Below are 17,140 nucleotides of genomic sequence, written 5' to 3' on the forward strand. Positions count from 1 at the left end.
AAACCTATAAGCTATACATTCATTCTGAGTTATCTCAAAATAGCACAATTTTACTTATATAGCTTACTCCAAGAAAAGTTAGTTTTTGACAAAGTTAATAGCAACGAAATGTCCTCTTTATAAAAATTTATTAACTCCTTTTTTAAATCAGATGGGAGTTCTATTGAATATTCTTGCGAATTATAAATATTTAACTCTTTCTTTTTTTTAGGATCAAAAGATTCTGCACTTGTCATTTTATTACTTGTTTTTCTATATGTCTCAAAATATGTTGGATCAATATCTAAAAAATTAGAAATTTTATTTAATATCTCTTTAGGGTAATTTTGAAGCTCTTCAAAATCCAAAACTAAAATTTTATTTGATTCAAATAAATTGTAAAAACGTTGAATTTGTTCTCCATAACGGCTAAACCTGCAATATTGCTTATTCCATTCTTTTTCAGCACCATTTATATCTTCTAAAAAAGCTTGACGAATCTCTCTATTTTCAATGGATAAAGGATTATTTTTCGCAAATAGTGAAGTCTTACTTGAATAATAATTAAAATGTGAAATTGCCCTTTCTATTGGATCTCTGAGGATGATGATCAATTTGCTATTTGGTATTAATTGTTTAATTCTTATAGCCGATTTTGGATGATGCAAATATGTAGCCGATGCTTCAAATACTAATTTTTCTTTAATCTTCTTTTTACCTGGGAAGTATCTTAAGTACTCATTTATTCCATTCCCATGTTTCCAACTAAAAAAACTTGGCTCCTTTATAGTAGAACAAATTAAATCAGGGTGCCCGGACAGATATTGATATAAACTTGTTGTTCCAGCCTTCATGGCGCCTATTATCATAAAATCAGGCGCTTTTTTTCTGGTAAATTTAATATACCACTTCTGAATAAGTATAATGTTTAAAATTCTTTTCTTAAGTTTTTTAGCGTATCTATTAATATTCATTTATTAAGAATTACTTTGATTATTAGATTTATCTCATTAATTCCATAGTAAGGTATAAAGGCTCCAAATCAATTGTTCAGCTATCTTATGAGCATTTAGTAAATTGACTGGTTTTTCTGAATCTAGACCTTTGTAATTTGGAATATATTCACCAAAGTGTAAAAATTTCGGCGACCATAATTATTGTTAGCTTTTAAATAATCATACAACTCATCTATGTTTTTGTCATATTCCCCTCCATCCATAAATATATGGCCTTAGTTTTACGAGTAATGGCCATTTCAATTTTTGCGGGGTCAAGATTGTTATAGACAGGATACACATTAACAAGAACAGGTTTGATGCCATTCCAATTGAGCGAATGGGTGGCATCCACAAAATATAGGGCTTCGTAATCACTTCGCCATTAATCTGCAAAACTTGTAAGAACATCCTTTTTGAGAAGAGAAACACTCATTACACCTTTATATTTAGCCAACGCAGCATCTAATTACTGGTGAAATTTAAAATTATTGAGAAGCTATTTTCTGAACTATTTATACTTTAACAATTCTACAAATTCAACCAGTGGTGATATTGCCTTTGGGTTCAAGGATGAGTTTACTCTTTTTAGTTATTTTTCCGTTTTAATACTTTATCTAAAAAAATCTCTTTTATATATATATAATCTTGCATTTTAGCCAATTCAGCCAATAAAATAAATAATCCTCCACCGGCTAACAATTGAATGATTAAAATTAAATAATTTGGTAACAATAATAATACACCAATTAGATACACAATTCCTCCAATAAACAATGCTAAAATAAACGAAGGGAAAATATCTTTTAATTGCTGCTTATTTGAATAAGCAATAAGCTTTCCAGAATAATGACTATTTAATAGATAAGCTATTATTGAATTGATAATCATTCCAAAAATCATCACACGTATACCAAAATATATTCCAACAATAATTATTGGCACGGCCATGGTTTTTTTAATAATCTCAAGTCGCAAAAAAAGATCAGATCTGCCCTGTACGTTCAACATATTTAAATTTATAGCAGATAGTGGGTATAACATACCTACAAAACTTAATAATTGAAGATAGACAACCGATTGCAACCATTTCTCTCCAATCAAAGTTAAAACAAGCGGTTTTGCAACAGCTGCCATCATCAACATTGAGACAAAAGCAATCAGCATCGTGCTTCTTATAATTTTTCGGTAAGCCTCTTTTAATCTTGGAACATCGTTTTGGATCTCTGAAAGTACCGGATAACTTACGCGCTGAATTACACTTGTAATGTTTTGTGAGGGTAAATTTCTAAACTGGTCAGCCCGCGTATAAAATCCCAATTCAGCAGCTGAAAAATACTTACCAATGATTAGCAAATAGATATTCTTATATAACGTATTAATTAAACCGCTAATCATTAACTTATAGCCAAAAGAATACATCTCTTTAAACGATTTTTTGCTAAATATAGGAGAGGGTATCCATTTGTTCCACAACCATAACAATAAGGAAGTAATTGCAACGCCTAATAGAGTTTTAAAAACCAAGCTCCAAACACCAAAACCTACATATGCCATCCCTATTCCAATGAAACCTGAAACAATGGAAGCTATAATTGAAATCTTTGTTTGAAGTTTAAAATTGATTTCTTTGGTTAATCTTGCCCTTTGAACAATGGTAAAAGCATTTATGACAATACTTAAACCAACAACTTGCACTATGGAATACAATTGGGCCTCATCAAAAAAACGGCTGATAGCCCCTGCTGATAAAAATAATATCAAATATAAAACAATCCCTACAAAGAGATTAAAATAAAATACCGTTGAATAGTCGGCTTGTGTACAATCTTTCTTGCGTATCAAAGCCTGTGTAAAACCACTATCCACCAAAGATTGTGAAAGGGCAATAAAAATGGTAATCATCCCAATTAAACCGAACTCTCTTGGCGTTAGCAAACGAGCAAGGATAATTCCGATAACAAAGGTTAATCCTAATCTGGAGAAATTATCAATGAAACTCCACAATAAACCTGAAATTGTTTTGGCTTTTAAACTACCCATTTATCTGCTGTGCGATAATGTTCTAATTAATAATCGTGTATGGTTGGTTAGTAGCTTCACAATCTTTATTTATTTGAGATCCTTTTTCACTAAGATAGATTAGGATGAAGAGTTCATTTACACTACACATACCTTTTGTTAATTAGTTTCTATATTCAAACCTTGGTTAAAGAACCTGCATACACCTCTGCTCGTTTTCACAGAAAGTACCATATAGCACCACAATTTTTTTAAGGCCTGTCCTCCACTTGTTCTACAACCTATTAAGCCACAATGAATAGAAAATAGTAGTTAGTAGGGAGTTTTTCGTTATACGTTAAGCGTGACCGATTTTCTGTTACCCGTTACTAGGTATATAAATATTAAGAAGCGGATTCTATGATGCTAAAAATCTCCTCAACAACTTTAGTTCCAAGCCCCGGATAAATGGGAAGGCAAATAACCTGCTCAGCTAAATTTTCTGAATTTGGCAGATTTTCTGCTTTTGCCGAATTAAGATGATTATAGGTTGCTAACCATGATATTAGGGGATAGAAATAACGCCGACCGAAGATGTTTTGCTCCTTAAGTTTTTCGTAAAGGGCATCTCGGCTCATGCCATATTGCTGTTCATTCACAAAAATAGGGAAATAGGCATAGTTGTGCTTTACCTCGTCGATCGAATCCAAACAACGAATTCCTTTAACATCTTTAAGCAAACTACGATAAGTGTTTGCCAAAACGGTCCTTTCTTCTAATATGTCCTCAAAATGCTTTAATTGAATTAATCCCATCGCTGCAGAAAACTCATTCATTTTGGCGTTAATCCCTGTGCCGATGATGGTGGTTTCTCCATCGAAGCCAAAATTCTTAAGGTGATCGATTTTGTTTTTCATCTCATCTGTATGGCAGGCAATGGCACCGCCTTCAAACGTATTAAACAGCTTGGTGGCATGAAAACTCATTACAGAGAGGTCGCCATACTGCATGATACTGTTCTCATTTACTTTAACTCCAAATGCATGGGCTGCATCGTAAATAATTTTTAAACTATACTTATCTGCTACCTCTTGCAATCCATTTACATCACAGGGATTACCATATACATGCACCGGAAGAATGGCTTCTGTTTTTTTTGTTATCGCTTTTTCAACAGAATTCGGATCGAGGTTACCGTATACCGGATCTACGTCGGCAAATACGGGCTTCAGATTATTCCATAACAACGCATGTGCTGTTGCCACAAATGTATAAGGTGTTGTAATAACCTCTCCTTTAATTCCTAAAGCCTTTAAAGCAATTAAAAGCGCTAATGTGCCGTTACTGAATAAAGCCACATGTTTTACTCCAAGATATTCTGCCAGTTTTTGTTCCAGTTCCTGATGAAACGGCCCTTTATTGGTCAGCCATTTATTTTTCCATATCTGTTCAAGATATGGTTGTACCTCATCTAAAGGTGGCAAAAAGGGTTGTGTAACTAATATTTTTTTCATTAATTATTATTCATTTCAGCCAATGGAAATCCTCCCCCCGATAAATCGGGGACCTCCATTTAATAAGGAGGACGAGTTTAACATATTGTAGTTAATTTTAACCAGGATATGGGTTACAGAATCCATATTAAATATTCTAAACGAAGAGTTTTAAATATACTTTTACAATGAACTGGTTTATTTTGTTTCTCGATCCAAAAACAAATAAAGCATCTAAAAAATTAAATGCTTTAGTTGTTCTAAGTTCTTGTTTTGCCTCAAATGCAGTTACGGGTTCTCTAAATACAAAGGCCAATCTTAGTTTTTCCCTAAAGTAATTCTCCTCAACTTTTTTTCTGATCACATCTGAACAACCGTAATTTTCCATAAACCATGTTTTCACCTCAAATACGGAATTGAACATGGCTATTTTTTTACTAAAGTCCAACTGATTACTCAGGGAGTTATTCAATACGCGATATACGGCTGTATTATCTGTCAAATATTTGATTTTTGAATAGTGAGCGATTCCAAGCCACATGGGAAAATCTCCCAATTTCCAGGTATTATTTTTGGGAAAATCGCTAATAACATTATTCATCAGACTGAGATCAACTAAAACTGTTAACGTGGATACAGGGTTTTTCAACAGTATCTCTTCGAATGTTGGATTATCGTTGAATTCCGGTGCATCAAATTTTCTTTTAACAAACTCGTTCTGATGTTCAGAATAAATTTCATGATCAGTATGCACCATGCCATATTCAGGATGTGTTTCCAAAAAGTCAACCTGCTTTTGTAATTTCAACGGATCGGTCCAGTAATCATCACCCTCACAAATGGCAATATATTTTCCTTTGGCCTGTTGACTCAATATGTCCACAAAGGGTTTTATACCCTGGGAATACTGATTTTCGTTTTGAAAAATGACCTTAATCCGTTCATCCCTCTTTTGGTATTCCCTGATGATGTTTGGCGTGTTATCTGTTGATGCATCATCATGGATAAGGATTTCCACGTCAAACGTTGTTCTTTGAATCAAAAATCCTTCAATAGCCTGCGCAATGTATTTTTCCTGATTATAGGTTGCACATGCTATAGTTACCAAAGGTTTTGCCATAGTTTTTTGTAACCCTAAATAACTTGAAGATCTTTCACAAACTCCTCGTTGGCATAATACCAGTCCACCGTTTGTTTTACACCCTCTTCAACGGATACCTGAGGTTTCCAGTTAAGTAAGCGTTCTGCCTTGGATATATCAGCCCAGGTTTCCTTCATGTCAGCCTTATGCATCGGTTTGCGGTCAATAACGGCTTTTTTGCCTGTCATCTCTTCAATCATGGCAATAAAACTGTTAATGCTAACAGGATTATTACCACCGCCCAGATTGATCACCTCATATCCCACTTCTTTGCCGGCAGCGATGGTTCCTCGGGCGATGTCATCCACAAAGGTAAAATCGCGCGCCTGTTCACCATCACCATACAAAGTGATCGGAGTTCCCTCTGCAATCCATTTTACAAAACGCAGTGGAGCCATATCCGGACGTCCTGCCGGTCCAAATACAGTGAAGTAACGCACTACTGAAATATCCAGATCATGCATCTTGTGGTAAGAATACGCCATCATTTCAGCGGCCTTTTTTGATGCAGCATACGGAGTCAGAGGTGTATTTACAGCCAGATCTTCGGTGAACGGCATGGGTAATCCAGCATACAATGAAGAGGTAGATGCCAGCACCATTTTCTTTACACCATTCTGCTTCATCAGCTCCAGCAAATTCAACGTTCCTGTTGAGTTTGTAGAGTTATATACAAACGGATTCTCGAGGCTATACCTTACGCCGGCCCTTGCCGCAAGATTAAACACCACACTAAAACTATATTCCTGGAATAATGTTTTAAGCGCATTAAAATCCTCAATATCCAGATATTTCCATATAAAGTTCGGATCCTGCTTCAATTTTTCCAGCCTGTGTTCTTTCAAACGAACATCGTAGTAGTCGTTCAAATTATCAAGACCAACAACAGTATGCCCCTGCTCCAACAGCATCTCTGCCGTTCGCGAAGCTATAAATCCGGCAGCGCCGGTTACAAGAAAAGTTTTTTGCATGACAATTTCAATTAATGACCTCCCCCTTTTTATTCCCCCTCCTTGTCAAGGAGGGGGCTGGGGGTGGTATTTATTTTAAGTAAGATTCTATTTTTTGAAGTGCGCCAACAATATTTTTGTTGATCTCTTCATCTGTAAATCGTATTAGGGTAAAACCATTTTCATTTAGAAAACAAGATCGTTCTTCATCATATTTTTTGTTATCTTCTTTTAAATGTATCAATCCATCTAATTCTATTATAAAATTATATTCCGGGCAATAAAAGTCCACCACATATGGACCAATACCATATTGTCTTCGAAATTTTTTTCCATTCAGATTACGACTTTTCAAATATTGCCACAATAGCTTTTCTTCGGATGTTGGATTATTTCTGAGATTACGCCTTGTTTGTTTTGTATACTGCGGATTTTTTAAGAATGACCTTTTTATTTCCATTTTTACAATAAATTATCACCTGTAACCCGTCACTCGTAACCTGTAACCTGTAAACATCACCTAAAAACTTCAAACCATGGGTTCAGCAGATTTTCCTTGTTATATGTCAGCGGTTCTTTATTATCGTGTCTGATAACGGTACATCCTGCAGCTACTGCAATAGCATGACCTGCAGCAGTGTCCCACTCCATCGTTGGTCCCAGGCGCGGATAAAAATCGGCGCTTCCCTCTGCTACCAGGCATAATTTTAAGGAACTGCCTTTTGAAATGATATTTATGTCACCGAAAGCTTTTCTTTTTTCTTCTATTATGGCTTCCGTTTCAATACTTAAATGGGAACGGCTTGCCACAATCGTATATTTTTCAGTTTTGCGACATGGCAGCCTGTCAACACTTTTAAATTTTATTTCTTCACCAACAGGTATTTCTTCAACTTTGGTCTTAAAGGCTCCAATATTCAGGTCTCCATAAAACAGGGTCGATGTTACAGGCGTATAGATCACTCCCATTACCGGATTACCTTCTTTTATGAGAGCAATATTTACTGTAAACTCACCATTTCGCTTTATAAATTCCTTAGTTCCATCTAACGGATCAACCAGCCAAAAGAATTCCCAGTAATTTCTGTCCTCAAAAGAAATATCTTTTCCTTCTTCGCTTAAAACAGGAATGCCTGTTTTTTGTAATACCTGGGTAATTTTCAGGTGCGCCTTTTTATCTGCTTTTGTCAAAGGAGAATTATCTGATTTAGTCACTACTTCAAAATCGTTAGAATTGTAAACCTTAATTATTTCTTCTCCTGCCAGGATTGCGGCCGTTATGGCATTGTTTAATAAATTCATTGTGTAATAATTTGGTTAGGTATATGAGGATAAAATAATTAAACAGCTATTTTTTCTAAAACAAATTTAAGAATTTTTTCGGTAGATTCTGATAGTGACAGCATATCAGTTTTTACTTCAACATCAGGATTTACAGGGGCTTCAAACGGAGCATCTATGCCTGTAAAATTCTTTATTTCTCCTGCTCTGGCTTTTTTATAAAGCCCTTTGGTATCTCTTTTTTCACACACCTCAATCGGTGCATTCACAAAAACCTCGACAAAGTTTTCTTTACCAATTATATTTTTGGCAGTTTCCCTCATTTCGTTGCGTGGACTAATGAATGTATTCAGGGTTATTACGCCTGCATTTACAAATAACTTTGTCACCTCTGCGATTCTTCTGATGTTTTCCGCCCTGTCCTCTTTTGAAAATGAGAGGTTTTTATTAATCCCGGAACGAATATTGTCACCATCCAAAATTTGTGTCAAAAATCCGCGGTTATGTAATTCCTGTTCGAGATTAATTGCCAGGGTCGATTTTCCTGATCCTGAAAAACCCGTAAACCAAACACATACAGAACGCTGGTTTAGCAGTGTCTCTTTATCTTTACGCTGCAGTATTCTGTCAAATATCGGATGTATCTCGTTCATAATTTAGTTGTAAGTGATAGGTAATAAGTAGTAAGTTCTTAAGACATATTGATGTTTTATGCTAAACTCGTTAATCGTGAATCGTAAGCCGTAATTCGTGAACCGTGACTATACTTGTATTCTGGTTCTTGATTCTTGTGTCTTGGTTCTTGATTCTATCTTATAATCGTCCGTCAACGATTTCCTTTGGCAAAACGCCTTTAATATCGAATATTACAGCGTTTCCGTTTTTAAGTGCATCAAAATCCATCTCTAAAAATTCATTATGTGATACCGCCAATACTATGGCATCGAATGTTTTACCGTTTACCGTATTCAGATCATTAACAATATCAATGCCATATTCTTCTCTAACCTCTTCTTTATCTGCCCACGGATCCAATACCACAACTTCATTACTGAACTCCTTGAATTCGTGCACTACATCCACTACTTTGGTATTTCTAACATCAGGACAGTTTTCCTTGAAAGTTACACCTAAGACCAAAATCCTTGCATCAGCAATGGCCTTCTGTTTTTTTATCATCAGTTTAAGCACCTTGTTTGCAACAAAAATGCCCATGTTGTCATTTACCCTTCTTCCCGACCTGATGACTTCGGGATAATATCCAAGAGACTCTGCTTTAAATGCCAGATAATAAGGATCAACGCCAATGCAGTGACCGCCCACCAAACCTGGTTTAAATTTCAGAAAATTCCATTTTGTACCTGCAGCTTCTATTACTTCATTGGTATCGATTCCGATCCTGTCAAAAATTAATGCCAATTCATTCACAAATGATATATTCAGGTCCCTCTGTGCATTTTCAATCACTTTAGATGCCTCAGCAACTTTAATAGACGATGCTTTATGTGTACCTGCAATAATAACAGATTTATATAAGCTGTCAACTTTATCAGCTACTTCATGTGTTGATCCGGAAGTTACTTTAAGAATTTTAGTTACTGTATGCAATTTATCACCCGGGTTAATACGCTCGGGAGAATATCCGGCGAAGAAATCCACATTAAATTTTAACCCTGAAACTTCTTCCAGAACAGGCACACATTCCTCTTCAGTTGCGCCCGGATAAACCGTGGATTCATATATAACTATGTCTCCCTTTTTCAGCACCTGCCCTACTGTAGCGGAAGCCTTTTTTAATGGTGTTAAATCCGGTACCTTATTTTCGTCTATCGGTGTAGGAACCGTAACAATAAAATAATTGCATGTACGAATTTTGTTTAAATCCGTGGTAAAGGATATACCCTTTTTATCATCCGAAGCATCAATAACTGCTTTCAGGTTTTCATCTTCTACTTCTAAAGTACGGTCTTTCCCCTGGTTTAATTCACTGATTCGCTTTGGATTAATATCAAAACCAACCGTTTTATATTTTTTACCAAATTCAACAGCCAGTGGTAATCCTACATATCCAAGTCCGATTACAGCAATACTGATCTCTTTCATATTAATTAGTCTTGTATCTGTTTATTTCATTTTTCATTAAAATTCCCAAAAATAAGGGATAAAAATTATTGACACTGCCATACTGATAAAATTAAGAGGTAAACCAATGCGTAAATAATCCGCAAACCTGTAATTCCCTATACTTTGCACAATAAGGTTTGTCTGATATCCTATTGGAGTGCTGAACGATGCAGAAGCAGCCATAGCTATCGCTACAAAAAATGGCTTTGGATCAACTCCTAACTGCTGAGCAGCTGAATATGCAATTGGAAAACTTAAAGCTGCTGCAGCATTATTAGTGATCACTTCTGTAAATATCATTGTAATTAGATATATCCCAGCAATCACACCATAAGGACCATAGCGTTTAAAAATATTAATTGTAAACGAGGCCACCACATCCGCAGCTCCTGAATTATTGAGCGCTTTGCTGATACCAAATGCGCAGGCAATCGTAATAATAACGTCCCAGCTTATTGCCTTGGTGTATTTCTGAGCAGGAATAATTTTAGTCCAGACCATGAGTACGGTCGCCATTGCTGCAAAGAAAAACATATCCAAAGGAGCTTTACCGAATATCCTGTAATTCTGAAAAGCAGTCGTCCCAATGACCATTCCCATCAAAATTATAAGAGACATCCACATTTTATCCTTTTTCTCCGGCTTACTTATATCGCCAAGATAAGATGTAGTATAAAACACACGGGAATCACCCCAGTCATTAAGAAACTTTTCAGTTGTCAGCAGTATTAAATTATCCCCCTCTTTTAATACCAGTTCATCTACGTTAGATGATATTCTCTCTCCATTCCTGTGCACAGCCATAACAATTCCACCATAGTGAGACAGGAAGTCAAATTCACCGATCTTTCTTCCAATACCGGGGAACCGTGGTGATATTACTGCTTCGATTTGTTTTAGATGCTGCCTACGGAATGAATCACTTACCTTACTCAGACAAGCCAGTTCCAATCCGTCTATTTCAAGCAATATTTCTATGGTCTCCGATTTTCCTGCCAAAATCAAATGATCACCTTCTTCAATGATATACCTTCCCCGCGTAGTCTTAATAATCTGGCCATTTCTATGGATGGATGAAACAAGAAAATCCTTCAGTTTCAGATTCTTTCGTTTCTCTATCATCTCTCCAATTAAAGGACCTCCGGGTTTAACTAATACATCAAAATAATATTCCCTGAAATTTGTAAATGAATATGTTTTAGGTACCTTTTTCCCGGGCAACAACCAGTTACCAAATACTATCAGGTAAATAAAGCCTGCAATGGCAATTAAACCACCGACTTTCCCCAATTCAAAAATACCAAATCCTTTAAACCCGGCATCCAGCATTAAACCATGAACAACCAGGTTAGTCGACGTTCCAAACAGGGTACACACACCTCCAAAAATTGTGGCATATGATAACGGGATTAAAAATTTTGATGCAGGTAAATTTACTTTTTCCGCCCATTTTTTAAATATTGGTGCAAAAATAATGACAACCGGTGTATTATTTAAAAACGCGGATAACCCGGATACAGGGATTAATGTTTTAAGGTACAATATGGGTACAGGCAATGCTTTTTTGGGCAACATCACTTTAGCCAGATAATTAAGTGCACCGGTCTGACGAATTCCTTCGCTTACCAAAAATAAAATGGCTATTGTAATCATCCCTTTATTGGAAAATCCTGCCAGAGCCTCCTGAACATCAATGATACCAAGAGCCATGAACAGAAATATACCCGAAAAGAGTATAAGTCCTGGTCTGAACAACTCTTTAAATAGAGCTATGACCATCAGAATAATGACTGCACTTACCAAATAAGCATCAACTGTCATATAGATGTATTAAACCGGTAAAAGTCTTAAGCTTTCAGTTTCTGTAAAAATGCCCCGGCTACTTCTGCCTGAACCGCATATCCTAAAGGTTCGAGCCTCACCTGAAAATGTTGCTTTCCCTTTTTGTACACTACCTCTCCTTTTGCCCCTTTCAAAGGACCTGCAGTTATCTCCACCATGTCACCTTTTTCAATATCTGTCACAATAAGGTTTACGTCGTTGGGGAGCTCCCTTAACATCAATTTCAGCAGGTTAATTTCCCGTTCCGGAATTGGTGCAGCCTTGCCGTTAAATGTAACATATCGTATAGTATAAGGTGTATTCAATGCTTTGTAATATTCCTTTTCTGATACATAAACAAAAATGTAAGAAGGAACCAACGGCATTTCAACCATCTTCTTACGATCGCTCCATTGCCGTAATGTTTTCTTTAAAGGCAGATAAGCTTCAATCCCGTCCTCATTCAGGTATTCAAATGCTTTTTTTTCAGCTCTTGAACGGGTATAGATAGCATACCATGCATATTTGTTGTTTTTTCCGTTCATATCTTTACGCAGCTTCGCCTCCTCAGTCACAGTTTACCGTTTCTGAGCAGGCTTTCTATTTATAAAAAAAAGGTATTTCATTCAGGTTCAACCCAACATGAATTACCTTGATAATTTATATTGACAGGCTAAGCCTTTTCGTCCGATCCTGAATTATTATCTTCTTCTGATTCAATATACCCTTCACCATAGCCGTAACCGTAACCATAGCCGTAACCGTAACCATAGCCGTAGCCATAACCATAGCCGTAGCCATAACCACTACCATATCTTCTGCCATATACATATCTTCCATAGCGGTAAGTACTCTTTTTCACCAGAATATCATTCGCTATCACTGCAAGATTTGGAATTCCGTCTGCAGTAGCAGTTTCAAGATTATCTTTGAGCAACTGCTTAATAGTGTAATTGTGTCTAACAATGAATAAATTGATATCTGTAAAATGAGCCAGAAGATAACCATCTGATACAATTCCTACCGGACTTGAGTCAATAATAATATAATCATAATGCTTTTTAAGTTCATCCAATAATTCCCTGTTCTTTTCTGATCCGATTAATTCTCCCGGATTAGGAGGTACTGTTCCTGATACAATAACATCAAATGGTAACCCTTCAGGTTTCTGAATGATCTCATCAAGGGTTACTTTTCCTATAAGATAATTTGAGATCCCCGGAGTAGCATTGATGTCAAGATATTTTGCAATCCGGGGCTTTCTGAGGTCATATCCTAAAAGAACCGTCTTCTTCCCTGACAGACCATAAATACCGGCCATATTCAGCGACGTAAATGTTTTTCCTTCACCCGGCATGGATGAAGTCACCAGCATCATCATCTTACCTTCGCCCTGGACCATAAATTCCAGTCTGGTCCGGATCGTTCTGAATGCCTCAGAAACAGCCAGCTTAGGATATTTAACGGTAATAACTCTGGCCTGTTTCTTTGTATGCGGGATCATTCCTAACACAGGAACACTTGAGACCTTTTCAATATCATCCTTGCTTTGAATACGTGTATTGAAATAATCCTTCAGAATGATGTACAAAAAGGGTAAACCAAGTCCCAATACGAGAGATATCAAAAAATTGATTCTCGATTTATTGGCATCAACCCGTGCCAGTACCATCGATTTATCCAGCACCAGGTTATCCGGTGTATTGGAAGCCTTTTGTATCTGTGCTTCGGAACGTTTCTGGAGCAGAAAAGTGTAATAACTGTCGTTCACTGTAAATGTACGTTCAATCCCCAACAAGGCACGTTCTGTAGCAGGTAAAATCTTAGCCTTATTTTTAACCTCTTCCAAACGTTCATCCACATCTTCTATGGCAATATTTGTTTTTTCTATCACATTATCAGTGGTCTCAATCAACGCTTCACGCACAGTTTCAATCTGCCTTGTTGTAGTCTCGGAAAGCGGGTTCTTATCCGTTAATAACAAACGTTTATTTTGCAATTCTGCAAATTGTTTTACCTGTTCCGTCAGCAGAGGTTCAGTTATTCCCATTGTAGAAGGCGAAACAATACTTCCGGTTGTTTCTTCACTTCTCAGATATTTAATCAGGTAATCATAATAACTATTCTGTAACAAAAGGTTTGCTCTTTGATCCTCTAGTTTGTTTGCCTGATCAATCAATAATTTAGCCTGAGCCGAAATATCCATTACCAGATTTTCAGATCGGAAATTTTGAAGCTTGGTTTCGGCTTTCGCCAATGAATCAGCAATGTCACGCAATTGTTTATCTATAAACGCAATGGTTCGAATCGCTTCCTGATTTTTCCGGGTCAGGTTATCATCAAGAAACTCTGCGGTTAATCCGTCCAGAAAATCCTGATCCCGTCTTGGATTTGGTCCGGTAAGTGAAACCTCCACAATTGTCGATTCATCCATCACATAGTCGATAGACATTCTGCTGTTAAACTCTTTAACAATACTTTGTTTCGTTCTGTAATGAAACTTAATATCAATAGGATTTTTATCTGAATAATAAACCGGATCTCTCGTAACAATCAGTTTTATCCCCTTATGAACCAAAGGGATGCCGTATCTGCCTTCTATAGAAAAACCTTCAAAAAAGTCATTCCCGTCCGAGACAATTTTAAAGCGGTTATTGTCAATATTTCTGAAATAGTAAATCAGATTTATTGCAGTTCCCGGAACCGAATCAAAATGAATAACTACCGGAGAATTTTTATACAACGGTACTTCTCTGAATGCATCCTTGGCATAATAGTCCACCGAAAGATCCAGTGAGTCCACGGCTTTTTCAATCAGTGAGAACGTTTGCAGAATAACCACCTGGTTATTCACATTGGTGTAACCTCCAAGACCATATCCCTGCATCACAGATTGTGCACCAATCAGGTTTGATTTTTTAAACTCTTCAATCAACACTGTGGATCCCACTTTATAAGACGGGACAATCTTTTTATTGACAAAATAGGCTATACCGCCCGCGATAACCACACCTAAAACAAACAAATACCAGTTAGCAAGGATTTTAATAATCCACTTTTTAATATTAATGCCTTCATCATCCTGTTCTATCTGCGGATAATATGGCTTATTATAACTATCTTCGGTAGATTTGTTCTTCATACTAATTCAATGGTACGTTTGCGTAACTTAAAACTAAGATTAAAAAGGATAGCGAAGAAGTGATCGTTGAAAAGAGATTCCCAAAATTATCGAACCGAAAGAACTGACCTCTCATTTTCTCCACATATATAACATCATTCGGCAGCACATAATAAAATTCTGAACCGATAATATCCTCAGATCTGAGATCAAATTCCCTTACAACCGTTTCATCGCCAATATTCCGAATAATCTTTATTTGAGCTCTGTCACCATAGGTCCCTACATCTCCAGACATAGCCATGGCCTGAAAGATATTCATCTGTTCTTCATATATCTCGTATCTTCCGGGAGATTTAACATCGCCAATGATGCTGATGTACCTGTTCACCAATTTGACGGTAACTTTTGGCTGTTCCATCAGGTATTCATCCAGCACATCCATAATCTTCTTTCTAATCTCTCGGGTTGTCATACCCTCAACTTTTATTGTTCCTACATAAGGAAAATCAATGGTGCCGTCATCGTAAACCAGATAACTCAATAAAGATAATGTTCTACCAACCATTGAACCACCGGAGATTTGTCGTGAAGTGGAAAGAAATCCCTGCTCCTCTTCCATCAATGGCTCAACATTTATATATAATTCATCACCGGGCTTAACAGTATAGTTTTCCGGTTTGTAATCTTCATATGATGGAATTTTTTTGTTGGGAGCCTGAAGATAGGTAATCTGCTTTTTAGTGACGCAAGAGGAAATAGATATCATTGCAAACAGGAGCAGAACCAAACTGTGGCCTTTTCTGAAAATAAACTTTCCCATTTATACTTTATTTTTCTAACAGCTTTATCTTGCTATACAAGCAACAAAAATAACAAAATTTCACGTTTTACTGTGGAATAATAAAAGGTTTGTGTCAATAGTTTTACCCAGCATCAGCAAACCTCTTTTAAACAACAGATAAACAATTGATTAACATCTATCCAACAAGTTTTCAACATAGTATGTTAATAAGTATGTGATTTCTGCTTTATGCCATTTATCAAATACATTGATCCATTTACTCCAAAACTCCCGATACCAAAGTTTTCAATCCCGCCAATCAACCAATCCGATACTAAATTATAAGCAGATAATCTCCTATTGAGTCGTATTATTTGTTTATTTGTAAGCTAAATTTCAGCCATGAAAGTCAGACTTCATAAACATACACTTGTTTTCCGCTTTCCGGCAGGAACGTCCCGCGGTGTTCTAAAAACTAAACCTGCCTGGCTTTTATTGTTTGAAGATGGAAATAAAAAAGGGATTGGTGAAATTTCACGGTTGCCGGGCTTAAGTTTTGATGAGAATTCTGAATTTGAAAACAGGCTTTATCGGGTTATTGAAGATATTAACTCAGGCAAAGACCTAAAGAGCATATTGAATAATCTCATATATTGGCCTTCGATCCATTTTGCTGTTGAAACCGGTCTTAAAGATCTACGATCAGAATATCATGCGTTTGTTGACAATTGGTTCACTAAAGGGACAGACGGCATCCCAATTAATGGATTGATATGGATGGGTGATAAAGCCTGGATGACAAGGCAAATAGATGATAAACTTTCAAAAGGTTTCCATTGCTTAAAAATGAAAATTGGTGCCATTGATATCAATACAGAACTGAATATTCTTAAAGATATAAGAAAACGATATTCTGCTGATAAACTTGAATTAAGGGTAGATGCAAATGGAGCGTTCCAGAAAGAAAAAGTGATGTTTATACTTGACAAACTGGCCGGCTTAAAAATTCATTCCATTGAACAACCTGTAAGATCCGGACAACCCGAACTGATGCAAAAAATCTGCGCCAACACCCCTGTGCCTGTGGCATTGGATGAAGAACTGATCGGAATTTTTGATTTTGAACAACAGCGGGAACTGCTTTCATATATTTCACCACAATACATTATATTAAAACCGGGTTTGCAGGGAGGTTTTGAAATTTGCGAAACATGGATGAATATTGCTGATCTTCTAAAAATAAAATACTGGATTACCTCCTCACTTGAGTCAAATATTGGTTTGAATGCAATTGCCCAATGGACATCAACTCTTGGTATCAGAATGCATCAGGGACTTGGAACTGGTAGTCTTTACGAAAATAATTTTGAATCACCACTTTATATCCGGAATGACAAACTTTGGTTTAACCCTAACCATGTTTCTGCCTTAAATTTGCCTAAGTGACATA

General features: G+C 36.5%; 15 protein-coding genes. 1 reads left to right on the plus strand and 14 read right to left on the minus strand.

Annotation, left to right across the window (positions count from 1 at the left end; genetic code table 11):
• Positions 1-50 precede the first annotated feature (50 nt).
• The 14 genes from ACE1ET_RS02975 to ACE1ET_RS03040 form a co-directional block, all read right to left on the minus strand.
• Positions 51-953 carry a sulfotransferase family protein gene (locus tag ACE1ET_RS02975; protein WP_375726874.1) on the minus strand — a complete coding sequence of 301 codons (903 nt, stop codon included), beginning with the start codon at positions 951-953 and terminating at the stop codon, positions 51-53.
• 214 nt (positions 954-1,167) lie between these two features.
• Positions 1,168-1,329, minus strand: coding sequence for a DegT/DnrJ/EryC1/StrS family aminotransferase (locus ACE1ET_RS02980; RefSeq protein WP_375726875.1), 162 nt, complete (start codon positions 1,327-1,329; stop codon positions 1,168-1,170).
• Positions 1,330-1,562: 233 nt separating this feature from the next.
• Positions 1,563-3,017 carry a lipopolysaccharide biosynthesis protein gene (locus tag ACE1ET_RS02985; protein WP_375726876.1) on the minus strand — a complete coding sequence of 485 codons (1,455 nt, stop codon included), beginning with the start codon at positions 3,015-3,017 and terminating at the stop codon, positions 1,563-1,565.
• A gap of 362 nt (positions 3,018-3,379) precedes the next feature.
• On the minus strand, positions 3,380-4,489 hold the full coding sequence (locus ACE1ET_RS02990) for a DegT/DnrJ/EryC1/StrS family aminotransferase (protein WP_375726877.1): 1,110 nt from the start codon (positions 4,487-4,489) through the stop codon (positions 3,380-3,382).
• Between the two features lie 136 nt (positions 4,490-4,625).
• Positions 4,626-5,588 (minus strand): glycosyltransferase, encoded by a 963-nt coding sequence (locus tag ACE1ET_RS02995; protein WP_375726878.1) that lies wholly within the window; start codon positions 5,586-5,588, stop codon positions 4,626-4,628.
• A 14-nt stretch (positions 5,589-5,602) separates the two neighbouring features.
• Positions 5,603-6,580 carry a GDP-mannose 4,6-dehydratase gene (locus ACE1ET_RS03000; RefSeq protein WP_375726879.1) on the minus strand — a complete coding sequence of 326 codons (978 nt, stop codon included), beginning with the start codon at positions 6,578-6,580 and terminating at the stop codon, positions 5,603-5,605.
• A gap of 70 nt (positions 6,581-6,650) precedes the next feature.
• A complete protein-coding gene (locus ACE1ET_RS03005) occupies positions 6,651-7,019 on the minus strand; it encodes an endonuclease domain-containing protein (protein ID WP_375726880.1) in 369 nt (122 codons plus the stop codon).
• Between the two features lie 56 nt (positions 7,020-7,075).
• Positions 7,076-7,861, minus strand: coding sequence for a 3'(2'),5'-bisphosphate nucleotidase CysQ (gene cysQ / locus ACE1ET_RS03010; protein ID WP_375726881.1), 786 nt, complete (start codon positions 7,859-7,861; stop codon positions 7,076-7,078).
• Positions 7,862-7,899: 38 nt separating this feature from the next.
• The gene (gene cysC / locus ACE1ET_RS03015; RefSeq protein ID WP_375726882.1) at positions 7,900-8,493 is read right to left on the minus strand and encodes an adenylyl-sulfate kinase; all 594 of its coding nucleotides are present in this window, start codon (positions 8,491-8,493) and stop codon (positions 7,900-7,902) included.
• A 160-nt stretch (positions 8,494-8,653) separates the two neighbouring features.
• Positions 8,654-9,943, minus strand: a complete 1,290-nt coding sequence (locus ACE1ET_RS03020; RefSeq protein ID WP_375726883.1) for a nucleotide sugar dehydrogenase — start codon at positions 9,941-9,943, stop codon at positions 8,654-8,656.
• A 36-nt stretch (positions 9,944-9,979) separates the two neighbouring features.
• On the minus strand, positions 9,980-11,785 hold the full coding sequence (locus ACE1ET_RS03025; RefSeq protein WP_375726884.1) for an SLC13 family permease: 1,806 nt from the start codon (positions 11,783-11,785) through the stop codon (positions 9,980-9,982).
• A gap of 26 nt (positions 11,786-11,811) precedes the next feature.
• Positions 11,812-12,360, minus strand: a complete 549-nt coding sequence (locus tag ACE1ET_RS03030) for a UpxY family transcription antiterminator (protein ID WP_375726885.1) — start codon at positions 12,358-12,360, stop codon at positions 11,812-11,814.
• A 98-nt stretch (positions 12,361-12,458) separates the two neighbouring features.
• Entirely contained in the window at positions 12,459-14,927 is a 2,469-nt protein-coding gene (locus tag ACE1ET_RS03035; protein ID WP_375726886.1) for a GumC family protein, read from the minus strand.
• A 1-nt stretch (position 14,928) separates the two neighbouring features.
• Positions 14,929-15,729 carry a polysaccharide biosynthesis/export family protein gene (locus ACE1ET_RS03040; protein WP_375726887.1) on the minus strand — a complete coding sequence of 267 codons (801 nt, stop codon included), beginning with the start codon at positions 15,727-15,729 and terminating at the stop codon, positions 14,929-14,931.
• 363 nt (positions 15,730-16,092) lie between these two features.
• On the opposite strand from ACE1ET_RS03040, the gene ACE1ET_RS03045 reads away from it, so the two are divergent.
• The gene (locus ACE1ET_RS03045) at positions 16,093-17,136 is read left to right on the plus strand and encodes an o-succinylbenzoate synthase (protein ID WP_375726888.1); all 1,044 of its coding nucleotides are present in this window, start codon (positions 16,093-16,095) and stop codon (positions 17,134-17,136) included.
• Positions 17,137-17,140: the final 4 nt, after the last annotated feature.

The sequence above is a fragment of the Quyinboa mangrovi genome (assembly GCF_042219825.1).
GTDB lineage: Bacteria > Bacteroidota > Bacteroidia > Bacteroidales > UBA5342 > JBHJHP01.